Here is a 14,693-nt window from a genome sequence, read left to right as displayed (position 1 = left end):
CGGTCGGTCAGCCGGTGGCGATCTCCGGGGACCAGAAGCCGTACGGGCCGGTGTGCTCGCGGTGCGGGCGCGGGAACTGCTCGCCGGGCGCGGTCCAGAAGCCGCCGCGCAGCGACAGCGCCATGCCGGCCCAGTCCAGTGCGGTCTCCACGGTGTGGTGCAGCGCCTCCTGCGACCAGGTGTCGTCGAAGACCAGCGGCAGCACGGGGGTGACCTGCTCGATGGTGGCGATCAGCGGGTTGTGGGTGATCGCCTCGTCGACCAGCAGCACGATCGGCTTCCGCAGCGCCGACGCCCACCCCAGCTCCAGGCTCACCCCGGCCGACAGCGGCGCACCGATGTACGCGAACACCAGGTCCGCGCTCTGCATCGCCCGGAAGTCCGACGGCACCCGCGGCTCCGGCACCCGCCCGGCCACGGTCCACGCGTCGCTGTGGTGCGCGCTGTACACCGCCGCCCCACTGCCCAGCAGCGTGCTCCGCAGCGTGGTCAGCCTGGTCCGGCTGGCCAGCGTCACCACGCTGTCGGCCGGTCCGGTCAACCGCATCAACGGCGCGGCCAGGAACACTCGCGCGCGCCGGCCCTCGGCGGCGCGCGGCTGCAGGTGGGACTCACTCATGTCGACTCCGGGGGATTTGCCGGCCGACGGGACTGGGATCGGTCGGCGATCGGACAATGGCTGCTCAGCGGACTGCGTGATGTGTTGATCGTTGATTTGAATGAGCACCGGCAAGTGTGGTGAGCTTGCCGAGCCCAATCGAAAGCGAACTGATCGTCCATCGCGGCACAACCTGTCGTCCAGGTTCGCGAGGTGTCATCTGGCCGCCTGGCAGAGAGATGACAGCCCTTCCGGAGGTGGGGGTAACGCGGGGGTGACACGGTGCAACGGTTGCGGTACCTTCGCACGGTAGTTTGGTGTCAAGTCGGCTTTACGTCGAGTGGGAAGTCAGGGGTGGGCATTATGTCGCGTATGCGCCAGATTATTCTGAAGGTGGCACTCCCGGTGGCCTGTGGCGTTGCGGCGCTGGTCTTCGGTGTGGTGGCGACGGGGCACGACGCTGCACCGGCGCGTGCCGATCAAGCGAGCACCGTGACCGCCCTGGACCTCATCTGGGCCTGATGCGGATCGGTCCAGGCGGGAGTGCTGTGCCCGGACGAGGGACGTCTTCGCAGTGAACATGCAGAGGATGCCGGGCCCTTGCGCCGATCCCCGTCATTCCTTTGGGATGTTGGGCGGGTTTGTCGCCGAGTGCCCCAGTACGTAACCCAGTTGGAACAGGGAGTCGACGTTGTAGTCCTCCCTCATCTCCGCCAGATGCCGCGCAAGGGTCCGTTCGCTGATGCCCAGTCGGCGGGCGATGACACGGTGGTTGGTCCCGGCCAGCAAGAGGTCCACGATCGTCTGCCGGAGCCGCGACACCACCTGTTGAGGGACGGTGCGCTCCCCGTCGAAGTCCAGCGCGCGACTCCAGTTTCGCTCGAACACTTCCTCCATCAAGAAGTTGACCACTGATTGGTCATGGATGAAGGTCGCGAAATTGTTGATGTCCTCGGACGACGGAAGTATGGCCACCTTCCGGTCGATGATGATCAGCCGGGTATAGGGCTCGTCAAGTGTGCGAAACTGCCAGCCTTCGGCCGACAGGGTCGCCACGTAGTCCCGAGTCGGCTGGTGGTAGCGCGTACTGGCGTGGTAGATCGTCCGCATGGCGGTGCCCCGGCGCAGTGCCTTCAGATCGCCGTCGAGTGCGGCTGCGAGCAATTCGGACGGGCGTGGCCCGCCGGGTTGCATGGCGACCGCCTCGGTGATTCCGGGGCAGTCAGTTGTTGTAGGCGCTGGTTTATGAGGGCTTGCCCGCGGACGTATTCGATGGCGCCGCCGCTCTGCCCCGGGAAATGAAAAGCGTCCGCGAGTTCGGCCAATTCGGCCGGAATGGAGACGGCGCGCGAAAGCAGGTCGAGTGCCTGGCGTTGCCAGCGAATGCTGAGGGTGGATGCCAGTTGGGAAGGGTCGACAGCGACCAAGCGCCCCGTCTGGTCCATGTCGCGTACGAGCAGGCCGAGGGAGATCAGCTCTTCGAGGGCGGCGCTGGAATGTTCCGGCCCCTGCTGGGCCGTGCCGTCCTGATCCTTGATTATTCGCAGGTAGAGCGCGTGGGCTTCGGCCGAAAGGTTTGCTGAGCCGTCGGCTGTGCCCGGGAGCTCACGCGCGCTCATCCTCACCCCTTGTCATTGGCCTGTCAGCCGTCGGTGGGCTCTGGCCATCCGGCCGAGTCTAGGCCGGAGCCGGGCACCGGAGTCGGGATTATTCTCCACCTGGCCCGTTTGGCCAACTGGTTACTGTGCTGAACTCTCTCACGGAACGCAGAGCCGCCGGCACCCCCCGAACGGGAGGATGTCGGCGGCCCATAACGACCTCAGCGCTTCGGCCGCCACACCACCAGCGCGCTGGACTGCTGCACCTGCTGGTAGGGCACCAGGTCGCGACGGTAGGAGGCGTGCACCGCGGCCTCGCGCTGCTGCAGGGTGGCGGCGGCGCCCTCCAGGGCGTCGACGAGTTCGGCGACCCGGGACTGCAGGGCGGTGACCTGGTTCTCCAGTTCGATGATCCGCTTGATGCCGGCCAGGTTGATGCCCTCGTCCTGGGAGAGGCGCTGGACCTCGCGCAACTGCTGGATGTCGCGGGCTGAGTAGCGGCGGCCGCGGCCGGCGGTGCGGTCGGGGCAGACCAGGCCGAGGCGGTCGTACTGGCGGAGGGTCTGCGGGTGCAGGCCGGAGAGTTCGGCGGCGACCGAGATGACGTAGACCGGGGTGTCCTCGGTGAGGACGTAGGCCGGCCCGGGGGCGGGGCGGGCGCGGCCGGCGCCGGGCAGGCCCTCGCCGAGACCGGGGCCGGGGCCGATCCGTCCGTCGCTGCGGGGAGTGTCGGGGTGGGGACTCATCGGGGTCTCACGCTCCCTCCGCCGCCTTGAACAGGGCGGCACGCGGGTCGTCCGAGGCGGTGGCCTCGCGGTACTGCTCCAGTGCGGACAGCGCATCGCCGGTGACGTGCTTGGGCACCGTGACCTCCACGGTGACCAGCAGGTCGCCGCGGGTGCCGTCCTTGCGGGTGGCGCCCTTGCCACGGGCCCGCATGGTCAGGCCGTTGGCGCTGCCGGGCGGCAGCTTGAGCTTCACGGCCGGACCGTTGAGGGTCGGCACCTCGATGGTGCCGCCGAGCGCGGCTTCGGGGAAGCTGACCGGCACCGTCACGGTGAGGTTGTCGCCCTTGCGTCCGAACACCGGGTGCGGGTCGACGTGCACCGTGACGTAGAGGTCGCCGGGCTGGCCGCCGCGCTCGCCCTGGGCGCCCTTGCCCTTGAGCCGGATGCGCTGGCTGTCCTGCACCCCGGCGGGGATCCGGACCTGCATGGTGCGGGCCGAGGAGGCCCGGCCGCTGCCGTGGCAGACGGTGCACGGGTCGTCGACGATCATGCCGCGGCCCTTGCAGTCCCGGCAGGGCTCGGAGAGCGCGAAGGCGCCCTGGCCGCGGCTGACGGTGCCGGCGCCGACGCAGGTCGGGCAGACCCGCGGGGTGGTGCCGGCCTTCGCGCCGGTGCCGGCGCAGGCGCGGCAGGCGGCCTGCGAGGTCATCCGCAGCGGCACCGTCGCGCCGTCCACGGCCTCCTCGAAGTTGAGGGTGACCTCGGTCTCGACGTCCGCCCCGCGGCGCGGCTGGGCGGTCTGCCGGCCGCCGCGGTTGAACAGGCCGCCGAACACGTCGCCGAGGCCGCCGCCCCCGCTGCCGCCGCCGTTGCTGAACAGGTCGCCGAAGTCGAAGCCGCCGGCCCCGCCCGCTCCGCCGGGTCGGAACCCGCCGCCCGCGAACAGCGACCGGGCCTCGTCGTACTCCTTGCGCCGCTTCTCGTCGGAGAGCACGTCGTACGCCTCGGAGATGTCCTTGAACCGCTCCTCGGCCTTGGCGTCGCCCGTGTTGGCGTCGGGGTGGAACTCGCGGGCCAGCTTGCGGTAGGTCTTCTTGATCTCGGCGGCGGTGGCGTCCTTGGGCACGCCGAGGACCTTGTAGTAGTCCTTCTCCACGTAGTCCTTAGCGCTCATGGCTTTTGACCGCCACCTCCCGAAGTCCTGTTGCGATTCCCGCTGCGGTGCAGCGCCGAGATACGGCGCTGCGGAGCCGGCCGCCGTACTGCACGACGTACGACTCCGCAGCGCACGGGATGTTACTCAGCTGTCGGACGAACCGTCAGCCTTGCCGGTGTCCGGCTCGCCGGTGCTCTGGGTGCCCGGCTGGGGCTCCGCGACCGCGACCATCGCCGGGCGGATGATCCGCTCGCCGATCCGGTACCCGGGCTGGAGGATCTGCACGCAGGTGTCCTCGGTGACGTCCGAGGAGTAGCTGTGCATCAGCGCCTCGTGGATCGTCGGGTCGAAGGGCTCGCCCTCCTTGCCGAACTGCTGCAGGCCCAGCTTGGCGACGACCGTCTCCAGCGACTCGGCGACCGACTTGAAGCCGCCGGTCACCTCGCCGTGCTCGCGGGCCCGGCCGATGTCGTCCAGCACCGGGACCAGCGACTCCAGGATGCTGGAGACCGCGATCTCCCGGACCGTCGCCCGGTCGCGCTCGACCCGCTTGCGGTAGTTCTGGTACTCGGCCTGGAGGCGCTGCAGGTCCGCGGTGCGCTCGCCGGCCTCGCGCTTGGCGGCGGCCAGTTCGTCACCGCCCGCACCCGCGACGGCCTCTTCGGCTGCCTTGAGCACTGCCTCCTCGGCGGCGGAGTCGTCGCCGGGCTGCTCGCCCTGCGGCTTCTCCGTCATGCCGCACCGCCCTTGGGCTTCTCGTCGTCGACGATCTCGGCGTCGACCACGTCGTCCTCCTTGGCGGCTGACTCGCCGGCACCGGCCGCGCCGGCCGCCGCACCCGCGCCGTCGGCCTGCGCGTACAGCGCCGCGCCGAGCTTCTGGGCGGTGGTGGAGACCTTCTCGGTGGCGGTGCGGATGGCCGCGACGTCCTCGCCCTTGAGGGCTTCCTTCAGCTCGCCGATGGCGGCCTCGACCTCGGTCTTGACGTCGGCCGGGAGCTTGTCCGAGTTGTCCGCGATGAACTTCTCGGTGGAGTAGACGAGCTGCTCGCCCTGGTTGCGGGTCTCCACGGCCTCGCGGCGCTTCTGGTCCTCCTCCGCGTAGCGCTCGGCCTCCTCGCGCATGCGGTTGACCTCGTCCTTCGGCAGCGAGGAGCCGCCGGTGACGGTCATCTTCTGCTCCTTGCCGGTGCCGAGGTCCTTCGCGCCGACGTGCATGATGCCGTTGGCGTCGATGTCGAAGGTGACCTCGATCTGGGGCAGGCCGCGGGGGGCCGGCGGCAGGCCGGTCAGCTCGAACATGCCGAGCTTCTTGTTGCCGGCCGCGATGTCGCGCTCGCCCTGGTAGACCTGGATCTGCACGGAGGGCTGGTTGTCCTCGGCGGTGGTGAAGATCTCGGAGCGCTTGGTCGGGATCGTGGTGTTGCGCTCGATCAGCTTGGTCATGATGCCGCCCTTGGTCTCGATGCCCAGGGACAGCGGGGTGACGTCGAGCAGCAGGACGTCCTTGACCTCGCCCTTCAGCACACCGGCCTGCAGGGAGGCGCCGATCGCGACGACCTCGTCCGGGTTGACGCCCTTGTTGGCGTCCTTGCCGCCGGTCAGCTCCTTGACGAGCTCGGCGACGGCCGGCATGCGGGTCGAGCCGCCGACCAGGACCACGTGGTCGATCTCGGACAGCTGGATGCCGGCGTCCTTGATGACGTTGTGGAACGGGACCTTGCAGCGGTCCAGCAGGTCCGAGGTGAGCTGCTGGAACTGGGAGCGGGTGAGCTTCTCGTCCAGGTGCAGCGGGCCCTCGGCGGAGGCCGTGATGTAGGGCAGGTTGATCGAGGTCTCCGAGGAGGAGGACAGCTCGATCTTGGCCTTCTCGGCGGCCTCGCGCAGACGCTGGACGGCCATCTTGTCCTTGGACAGGTCGACGCCGTGGCCGGCGTGGAAGACCTTGACCAGGTGGTCGACGACGCGCTGGTCCCAGTCGTCGCCGCCGAGGTGGTTGTCGCCGTTGGTGGCCTTGACCTCGACCACGCCGTCGCCGATCTCCAGCAGTGACACGTCGAAGGTGCCGCCACCGAGGTCGAAGACCAGGATGGTCTGGTCGTCCTTGTCCAGGCCGTAGGCCAGGGCGGCGGCGGTCGGCTCGTTGACGATGCGCAGGACGTTCAGGCCCGCGATCTCGCCGGCCTCCTTGGTGGCCTGGCGCTCGGAGTCGTTGAAGTACGCCGGGACGGTGATGACGGCGTCGGTGACCGTCTCGCCCAGGTAGGCCTCGGCGTCCCGCTTGAGCTTCTGCAGGACGAAGGCGGAGATCTGCTGCGGCGTGAAGTCCTTGCCGTCGATGCCGATCTTCCAGTCGGTGCCCATGTGGCGCTTGACCGAACGGATGGTCCGGTCGACGTTGGTGACCGCCTGGCGCTTGGCGACCTCGCCGACGAGCACCTCGCCGTTCTTGGCGAAGGCGACGACGGACGGCGTGGTCCGAGCGCCCTCGGCGTTGGTGATGACCGTGGGCTCACCGCCCTCAAGAACACTGACGACGGAGTTCGTCGTACCGAGGTCGATGCCGACCGCGCGTGCCATCGTGAATACCTCCGGGGGAGAAGTTGAGCAGTACGGGCTCAAGGATGCATGACGGATCCCAAAGCGTCAACAGCTTTGAGTCGGTGTCGCTCAACTTTACTGAGCGCTTATGTCCCAGCACGGGTGCCGGGCTGCTCCGGGCGGGTGAGTCTGGGCTTAGTGATTGCCGCCATACCTTGAACATCTTCTGGCGGAGTGTTAACGCGCGGTAATGTCCGGCGCGTCGACCCTGCAAGTTACCGACCAGTACACTCTGTGGGGATTGGGAACAAGCCGCTGGAGACGGAGAGCCGATGCAGCTAGCAGCGATCGTCATCTCGCTGGTCACCTTCGTGATCGGCACCGCGCTCGCCTCCCGGGCGGCGCTGTACATCTACAAGGTGGTGCGCACCGGCTCCGCCGACGCCACCCGCTTCGGGCAGCCCGCGCAGCGCGTTGCCACCGTGGCCAAGGAGTTCCTCGGCCACACCCGGATGAACCGCTGGGGCATCGTGGGCGTCGCCCACTGGTTCGTCGCGGTCGGCTTCTTCTCGCTGGTGCTCACCCTGGTGAACGCCTTCGGGCAGCTCTTCGACGCCGAGTTCGCGCTGCCGGTGATCGGTCACTGGCTGCCGTGGAACATCTTCGTCGAGCTGATCGGCACGCTGACCACCCTGGGCATCCTCACCCTGATGGTGATCCGGCTGCTCAGCCTGCCCTCCCGGGCCGGCCGCAAGTCCCGGTTCGCCGGCTCGATCGCCTGGCAGGCCTTCTACGTCGAGTACACCATCCTCGGCATCGGCCTGTGCATCATGATGCTGCGCGGCCTGGAGGGCGCCCTGGAGGGCGTCGACTCCTACGACCCGGCCTACCTGGTCTCGTACCCGATCGCCGCCGCGTTCCACGGCACCGCCCACGGCACCCTGGTCAACCTGGTCTACCTGTTCGCGATGCTGAAGATCTGCATCTCGTTCGCGTGGGCGATCACCATCGGCGTCAACCCCTCGATGGGCGTCGCCTGGCACCGCTTCCTGGGCTTCTTCAACATCTACTTCAAGCGCGAGGAGGACGGCGCGGTCGCCCTCGGCGCGCTCCGTCCGATGACCAGCAACGGCGCCCCGATCGACTTCGAGGACCCGGCCGACGACGCGGTGTTCGGCGTCTCCCAGGTCGAGCACTTCTCCTGGAAGGGCATCCTCGACTTCTCCACCTGCACCGAGTGCGGCCGCTGCCAGTCGCAGTGCCCCGCCTGGAACACCGGCAAGCCGCTGTCGCCCAAGCTGCTGATCATGAGCCTGCGGGAACACGCGTACGCCAAGGCCCCGTACCTGCTCGCCGGCGGCGGCAAGGACATGGAGGGCGAGGAGAAGGCGTCGAGCGAACAGCTGGCCGGCGTCCCCGCCGCGGCGCTCGCCGAGGCCGAGCGGCCGCTGATCGGCACCGCCGAGGAGAACGGCGTCATCGACCCGGACGTGCTGTGGTCCTGCACCACCTGCGGCGCCTGCGTCGAGCAGTGCCCGGTCGACATCGAGCACATCGACCACATCGTCGACATGCGCCGCTACCAGGTGATGATCGAGAGCAGCTTCCCGACCGAGGCCGGGACGATGCTCAAGAACCTGGAGAACAAGGGCAACCCGTGGGGTCTGGCCACCAAGGCGCGGCTGGACTGGGTCAAGGAGCTGAAGAAGGAGACCGGCATCGAGGTGCCGGTGATCGGCGAGGACATCGACCCCGCCGAAGTCGAGTACCTGTACTGGGTCGGCTGCGCCGGCGCCCTGGAGGACCGGGCGAAGAAGACCACCAAGGCCTTCGCCGAGCTGCTGCACACCGCGGGCGTGAAGTTCGCGATCCTCGGCAAGGAGGAGACCTGCACCGGTGACTCCCCGCGCCGCCTGGGCAACGAGTTCCTGTTCCAGATGCTCGGCGCGCAGAACGTGGAGACCCTGAACGCCGCGCTGGAGGACGCCCCCACCAAGCGGATCGTCGCCACCTGCCCGCACTGCTTCAACACCATCGCCAACGAGTACCCGCAGCTCGGCGGGCACTTCGAGGTCATCCACCACACCCAGCTGCTGCAGCACCTGATCGACGAGGGCAAGCTGCTGCCGGTGAACCCGGTGGAAGGCCTGATCACCTACCACGACCCGTGCTACCTCGGCCGCCACAACAAGGTCTACACCCCGCCGCGCGAGATCATCGGCAGGGTGCCCGGCCTGCGCAACGAGGAGATGCACCGCCACAAGGAGCGCGGCTTCTGCTGCGGCGCCGGCGGCGCCCGGATGTGGATGGAGGAGCGGATCGGCAAGCGGATCAACACCGAGCGGGTCGACGAGGCGCTGTCCCTCAACCCGGACATCGTCTCCACCGCCTGCCCGTTCTGCCTGGTCATGCTCTCCGACTCGGTCAACGGCAAGAAGAACGAGGGCGCGGCCAAGGAGCACCTGAAGGTGGTCGACGTGGCCCAGCTGCTGCTGGAGTCGGTCAAGGCCCTCCCGGCCGAGGAGGCCGAGCCGGTCGACGCCTGACGCCCCCTCACTCCCCGGACCCCGGACGCCCGTTGCGGCCCCGGGGTCCGGGCGTTCCCGGACGTGGGGCGATGTCCTAGCATCTGCGCATGACTGACGGGGGAATACCGGGGCCCGGGGGCCACGGCGGCGGACCTTTCCACCTGCCGCCGGTGACCAGTTCGACGCCCGACTGGGCCGCGCTCGCCGACGCCCGGGAACGCGAGGAGCGCCGCCGCCGACTGCTGCGGATCGGCGGCGGCGCCGTGGTGGTGACCGTGGTCGGCGGCCTGGTCGCCGCCGCCCTGGTGCTCACCCGCCCGTCCGGCACCCCCGGTGCGCAGCCCGCGCCGTCCGTCACCCTCCAGCCGGACGGCACCGCCGCGCCGACCCCCGCGGACAGCCCGGTGCCCTCCGCGCAGCCCTCCGCCGGCGGCTCGGCGTCCTCGTCGCCCACGGCCTCCGGGTCGCCGTCCGCGAGCGGGAAGGGCACCGGGAAGCCGAGCGCCGGGAAGACCTCCGCGGTGCCCGGGACGCTGCCCGGGATGCTGCTGGGCAGCGGGACGGCCCTGGGCCCCACCGAGGGCCACTCCGGGCCGACGATGGTGCTGTACGGCAACGGCATCGGCTGGGCGGACAGCCAGACCCCGGTGGTCGACACCACCCGGTCGTTCACGGTCTCCGCGCTGGTCCGCAACAACGCCCCGACCGGCGGCCGTGCCGTGATCACCCAGGGCAGCGACAGCTACTACTCCTTCTACCTGGGCCGCGACTACTGGGGCACCCACAACCAGTGGGTGTTCAAGGTGCAGACAGCCGCCGGCGCCCAGGACAACACCACCTACCAAGCGTTCGGCACCGGCACTGCCACGACCGGTCAGTGGACGCTGTTGACGGGGGTCTACGACGCGTCCGCGAAAAAGATCCTGCTGTACGTCAACGGCACGCTCCAGCAGTCCACTCCCGTGACCGGGATCTGGCAGACCACCGGCGGCCTGCAACTGGGTCGGGTCCGGTACAAGTCCGCCTGGAGCGACTTCTGGGACGGCGCCATCGCCGACGTCCAGATCTGGGAACAGGCCCTTCCCGGGGCCGCCGTGGCCAAGCTGCACAGCTCCGGCGGAACCAGCGCCGGTCCCGCTGCCGGACACTCCTGGCTGATGCCGTAGCCGGGCGTGCCGATCCGCACATCCGCCCGACGGGGGCGGTGGCACTCAGACGCTGTTCGAGCAAATAGAGTATGCCGCGGAACCGCGAAAGAGCCGGCTCCGTCGGAGGCTGTTTCGAGCCGACCCGACCATGTCACCGAGCGAGCGCACCGGACCCTGTCGTGCCGGGCCGCCGGAACTTGACCAGGGGAGACAGAACATGACCGAGGCGATCATGCTGGTCGGCGGCAAGGGCACCCGGCTTCGTCCGCTGACCACGCACACGCCGAAGCCCATGCTGCCTGTGGCCGGTGTCCCGTTCATCGCGCACCAGCTGGCCCGCGCCGCGGCCGCCGGCGTCACCCGCGTGGTGCTCGCCACCTCCTACCTGGCCGATGTCTTCGTCGAGCACTTCCAGGACGGCAGCCCCTACGGCCTCGAACTGGTCTACCTCACCGAGGAGGAGCCGCTGGGCACCGGCGGTGCGATCCGCAACGCCGCCTCCGGCCTGACCTGCGGCGCCGACGAGCCGGTGCTGGTCTTCAACGGCGACATCCTCTCCGGCCTGGACATCGCCGCCCTGCGCGACGAGCACACCGCCTCCGGCGCCGACGTCACCCTGCACCTCACCCGGGTGGCCGATCCCCGTGCCTTCGGTCTGGTCCCGACCGACGAGAACGGCCGGGTGCTCGCCTTCCTGGAGAAGCCCGAGACCCCCGAGCAGATCGTCACCGACCAGATCAACGCCGGCTGCTACGTCTTCACCCGCTCGGTGATCGACCGCATCCCGGCCGGCCGCGAGGTCTCCGTCGAGCGCGAGACCTTCCCCGAGCTGCTCGGCGAGGGCGCGCTGCTGCGCGGCGTGGTCGACACCTCGTACTGGCTGGACCTCGGCACCCCCGGCGCGTTCGTCCGCGGCTCCGCCGACCTGGTGCTCGGCAAGGTCGACTCCCCGGCCGTGCCCGGCCCGACCGGTGAGGCCCTGCTGCTGGCCGGCTCGCAGGTCGACCCGGCCGCCGTGCTCGGCTCCGGCACCGTGGTCTCCGCCGGTGCCGAGATCGCCGCGGGCGCCATCGTCGAGGGCAGCGTCGTCCTGCAGGGCGCCCGGATCAAGGCCGGCGCGTACGTCAAGGACTCGATCGTCGGCGCCTTCGCCGAGATCGGTGAGCGCTGCTCGCTGGACGGCGTGGTGATCGGCGACGGCGCCGTGCTGGAGGCCGAGAACGAGTTGTCCAACGGCCTGCGGATCGCCTGCGGCACCCGCCTGCCGGTCGGCGCCGTGCGTCTGTCCGCCGGCCCCGGCGGCTGCGAGGCCGGCCTGACCAACGCCGCCGCGGTGCACGCCCCGGGCGCGCGCCTGCTCGGCTGACCCACCCCGCAGCACCGTCACAGGACTGCTGCAATCCGGCTGCGCCGCCATGATCACCCGACGGGGGGTCAGCCGTTGCGGGTACCGTCGAGGCGTGGCTGGCAATCGACACGACGACGGACGGGGTGCCGACCCCCGGCACAACTGGTCGGCACCCCACCCGGGCACCCCGCAGGGTGACCCGTACCGGGGCGCGCACACCGACGGCCCGGAGTACTTCACCGCCCCGCAGTCCGGCTACCCCGCCCCGGCCCCGCCGCCCGGCGGCGGCTACGGCGACCAGCCCGGCCACACCAGGGCCTTCGCGGTCGGCGAGCAGCCCTACGAGGGGTACGGCGAGCAGCCGCACGGCGGCTACGACGGGTTCTACGGCGAGGACGGCGGTTACCCGGAGCACCCGGGCCACCCGGACGGGTACCCCGACCACGGCGGCCACCAGGGGCAGGCGGGCTACCCGGCCGGCGACAACGTGGCCGTGTACCGGGCCGGCGGGCAGGCCGCGCCGCACGTCGGCGGCCCGCGGCTGCCGTGGCGGCAACTGCTCACCGGGATCTACCGGCACCCCAACGCCACCTTCGACCGGATGCGCGACCACCAGGTGTGGCTGCCCGCGCTGAGCGTCTCGCTGCTGTACGGCGTGCTCGCGGTGTTCGCCCTCGACTCCACCTACGACCAGGTGGTGCACTCCACCTTCGCGGTGGCGCTGTGGGCGATCGCCGGCGCGGCGATCGGCTTCACGGTGGCCGGCGGCGTGCTCTCCGCCGTCACCTACGTGCTCGCCCGGCAGTTCGGCGGCGACGGGCCCTGGCAGTCCACGGTCGGCCTGGCCGCCCTGGTCAGCTGGACCACCGACGCCCCGCGGCTGCTGCTGGCGCTGTTCCTGCCGGTCGGCAACCCGGTGGTGCAGGCGGTCGGCTGGGCCACCTGGATCGGCTGCGCGGTGCTGCTGACCATCCTGGTGCGGCGGCTCCACGACCTGCCCTGGGGCAAGGCCGCCGGCGCCGCGGCGGTCCAGCTGCTGGCGCTGCTGGTGCTGATCAAGCTGCCCACCCTGGGCTGACGGTGCGTCGACCGGTCCGGCCACCGCCGGTCCGGGCGGCCGGCTGTCCGAATGGTGGGATTTTGTAGGGTGAGGTGTTCGCCGATCCGCCCTCAGATCCCGTCCGGAGCCCGCGCATGAGCCTGCCCACCACCCACGTCAGCTTCCCGGCCGGGGCGGTGACCGGCGCATCGCCGATCCTCGCCGTGCACACCCTGCCGGACGGGCGCACCGCAGTGGTCACCGGAGCCACCCCGTTCCACCCGGTCGACCACACCTGGCCCGACCAGCCGGCCGACCTCGGCACCCTCACCGTCGACGGCACCGCACACCCCGTCGTCGACTGCCTCACCGGCGCCCTCGGCCCCGACGGGGCCTTCGCGGCGGGGGGCGACATCCCGGCGCGGCGCGGCGACGAGGAGTGGTCCTGGCTGGTGCTGCACGTGCTGCCCGCCGGCGCGCTCGGGGCCGAGGCCGTCGGACGCACCGCCGAGCTCGCCGTCGACGCCGAACGGCGCGGCCTGCTCTCCGCCGCACACACCGGCTGCCACCTGCTGGCGCTCGCCCTGAACGCCGCCCTCGCCCCGCGCTGGCGCAAGGACCCGGGCCGCGCGGACGCCTTCGGGCACCCCGACTTCGACAGCCTCGCCATGGACAGCTCGGTGATGGACACCACCGCCAGCACCGACACCTACCGGATCGGCAAGTCGCTGAAGAAGAAGGGCTTCACCGTCGACGCCACCGAGGAGCTCCCCGCCCTCGCCGACGCGCTGCCCGCCCTCACCGCGGAGGTCAACGCCCGCCTCGCCGCCTGGGTCGCCGCCGACGCCGCCGTCCGGATCGAGGTGCCCGGCCCCGAACTCACCGCCCGCCGCCGCTGGCACGCCGAACTCCCCGACGGCCCCGCGGACATCGCCTGCGGCGGCACCCACCTCCACCACCTCGGCGAACTCACCGGGCTGCGGACCGAGTTGACCCTCTCCGCGGACGGCGCCGAACTGGTCGCCCGGACCAGCCCCGAGCGCGCCTGACCACACGCCGAGGGCCGGCCCCCGCTGCTTCGCCGGGGCCGGCCCTCGGACCGTTCTGCGCTCTGCCGCTCGGGCCTCAGACCTCGCTGCGGTGGAAGTTCAGGTACGACCGGGAGGCCGTCGGGCCGCGCTGCCCCTGGTAGCGGGAGCCGTGGCGGCCCGAGCCGTACGGGTGCTCGGCCGGCGAGGACAGCCGGAACAGGCAGAGCTGGCCGATCTTCATGCCCGGGTACAGCTTGATCGGCAGCGTCGCCACGTTCGACAGCTCCAGCGTCACGTGGCCGCTGAACCCCGGGTCGATGAAGCCCGCGGTCGAGTGCGTCAGCAGGCCGAGCCGGCCCAGGCTGGACTTGCCCTCCAGCCGCGAAGCCACGTCGTCCGGCAGCGTGATCACCTCGTACGTGGACGCCAGCACGAACTCGCCCGGGTGCAGGATGAACGCCTCGTCGCCCTCCGGCTCCACCAGCCGGGTCAGGTCCGGCTGTTCCTCGGAGGGGTCGATGTGCGGATAGCGGTGGTTCTCGAAGACCCGGAAGAAGCGGTCCAGTCGGACGTCGATGCTCGACGGCTGAACCATCGACGGGTCGAACGGGTCGATCACGACCCGTCCCTTGTCGATTTCGGTACGGATGTCCTTGTCAGAGAGCAGCACGCCCCCGAGCGTACGTGCCGCGGGGCGGGCGCCCCAAAAGCGCCCGCCCCGCGGACCACTGCCGCCGACCGCTCAGGCTGGCGACTCCACCGCCTCCAGCCGCAGCCCGTGCGCCAGTTGGGTCGCCGAAAGCTCCGACACGTCGGTCGGCACCGAACTCCGCAACCGCCCGCACCTGGGACACCGCAGCAACCGCCCGGGCCCGAGCCGGCCCGCCTGCAGATGCTGCATCGGAAACGCCGCCGTACTGAACACGTGCCCCTCGGCACAACGAACCACGGTGCGCTGCTCCATCGGTCCCCTTCCCAC

General features: G+C 70.6%; 14 protein-coding genes and 1 pseudogene. 6 read left to right on the top strand and 9 right to left on the bottom strand.

What is annotated here, in order from left to right:
- Positions 1 to 7 precede the first annotated feature (7 nt).
- A complete protein-coding gene (locus BX266_RS17610; RefSeq protein ID WP_099900969.1) occupies positions 8 to 619 on the bottom strand; it encodes a hypothetical protein in 612 nt (203 codons plus the stop codon).
- 351 nt (positions 620 to 970) lie between these two features.
- Here BX266_RS17610 and BX266_RS38680 point away from each other — a divergent pair, with 351 nt between their 5' ends.
- Positions 971 to 1,120, top strand: a complete 150-nt coding sequence (locus tag BX266_RS38680; RefSeq protein WP_180290519.1) for a hypothetical protein — start codon at positions 971 to 973, stop codon at positions 1,118 to 1,120.
- Between the two features lie 93 nt (positions 1,121 to 1,213).
- On the opposite strand, the gene BX266_RS17605 is transcribed toward BX266_RS38680, so the two are convergent.
- From BX266_RS17605 to dnaK, 6 genes are all read right to left on the bottom strand, one after another.
- Positions 1,214 to 1,762 (bottom strand): helix-turn-helix domain-containing protein, encoded by a 549-nt coding sequence (locus BX266_RS17605; protein ID WP_147437101.1) that lies wholly within the window; start codon positions 1,760 to 1,762, stop codon positions 1,214 to 1,216.
- A complete protein-coding gene (locus BX266_RS17600; RefSeq protein WP_147437100.1) occupies positions 1,732 to 2,217 on the bottom strand; it encodes a hypothetical protein in 486 nt (161 codons plus the stop codon). Before BX266_RS17600 ends, BX266_RS17605 begins: the two co-directional genes overlap by 31 nt.
- Positions 2,218 to 2,417: 200 nt before the next feature.
- A complete protein-coding gene (locus BX266_RS17595; protein ID WP_259464740.1) occupies positions 2,418 to 2,942 on the bottom strand; it encodes a heat shock protein transcriptional repressor HspR in 525 nt (174 codons plus the stop codon).
- Positions 2,943 to 2,949: 7 nt separating this feature from the next.
- Entirely contained in the window at positions 2,950 to 4,098 is a 1,149-nt protein-coding gene (dnaJ, locus tag BX266_RS17590; protein WP_099900965.1) for a molecular chaperone DnaJ, read from the bottom strand.
- A gap of 126 nt (positions 4,099 to 4,224) precedes the next feature.
- The gene (gene grpE / locus BX266_RS17585; RefSeq protein ID WP_099900964.1) at positions 4,225 to 4,815 is read right to left on the bottom strand and encodes a nucleotide exchange factor GrpE; all 591 of its coding nucleotides are present in this window, start codon (positions 4,813 to 4,815) and stop codon (positions 4,225 to 4,227) included.
- Positions 4,812 to 6,659 carry a molecular chaperone DnaK gene (dnaK, locus tag BX266_RS17580; protein ID WP_099900962.1) on the bottom strand — a complete coding sequence of 616 codons (1,848 nt, stop codon included), beginning with the start codon at positions 6,657 to 6,659 and terminating at the stop codon, positions 4,812 to 4,814. Before dnaK ends, grpE begins: the two co-directional genes overlap by 4 nt.
- A 293-nt stretch (positions 6,660 to 6,952) precedes the next feature.
- Between dnaK and BX266_RS17575 the strand changes: the two genes are divergently transcribed.
- The 5 genes and pseudogenes from BX266_RS17575 to BX266_RS17555 all read left to right on the top strand — a co-directional run bounded on the left by BX266_RS17575 (position 6,953) and on the right by BX266_RS17555 (position 13,732).
- A complete protein-coding gene (locus tag BX266_RS17575; RefSeq protein WP_099900960.1) occupies positions 6,953 to 9,166 on the top strand; it encodes a (Fe-S)-binding protein in 2,214 nt (737 codons plus the stop codon).
- 152 nt (positions 9,167 to 9,318) lie between these two features.
- Complete coding sequence (locus BX266_RS17570; RefSeq protein WP_099900958.1) at positions 9,319 to 10,314, top strand: LamG domain-containing protein; 996 nt, start codon at positions 9,319 to 9,321, stop codon at positions 10,312 to 10,314.
- A gap of 199 nt (positions 10,315 to 10,513) precedes the next feature.
- A pseudogene (locus BX266_RS17565) lies at positions 10,514 to 11,587 on the top strand (sugar phosphate nucleotidyltransferase); the annotation flags it as partial.
- A 169-nt stretch (positions 11,588 to 11,756) separates the two neighbouring features.
- A complete protein-coding gene (locus BX266_RS17560; RefSeq protein ID WP_099900955.1) occupies positions 11,757 to 12,722 on the top strand; it encodes a Yip1 family protein in 966 nt (321 codons plus the stop codon).
- A 116-nt stretch (positions 12,723 to 12,838) separates the two neighbouring features.
- Positions 12,839 to 13,732, top strand: coding sequence for a metal-dependent hydrolase (locus BX266_RS17555; protein ID WP_099900953.1), 894 nt, complete (start codon positions 12,839 to 12,841; stop codon positions 13,730 to 13,732).
- Between the two features lie 76 nt (positions 13,733 to 13,808).
- Here the strand turns inward: BX266_RS17555 and dcd are convergent, their stop codons facing one another.
- Positions 13,809 to 14,384 (bottom strand): dCTP deaminase, encoded by a 576-nt coding sequence (gene dcd / locus BX266_RS17550; protein ID WP_099900952.1) that lies wholly within the window; start codon positions 14,382 to 14,384, stop codon positions 13,809 to 13,811.
- Between the two features lie 72 nt (positions 14,385 to 14,456).
- Entirely contained in the window at positions 14,457 to 14,678 is a 222-nt protein-coding gene (locus BX266_RS17545) for a hypothetical protein (RefSeq protein ID WP_099900950.1), read from the bottom strand.
- Between the last annotated feature and the right edge of the window lie 15 nt (positions 14,679 to 14,693).

It is taken from the genome of Streptomyces sp. TLI_171 (genome assembly GCF_003610255.1).
Lineage (GTDB): Bacteria > Actinomycetota > Actinomycetes > Streptomycetales > Streptomycetaceae > Kitasatospora.
Note: the sequence above shows the minus strand (reverse complement) of the source record. Positions and strands in the feature narration are given on the sequence as shown.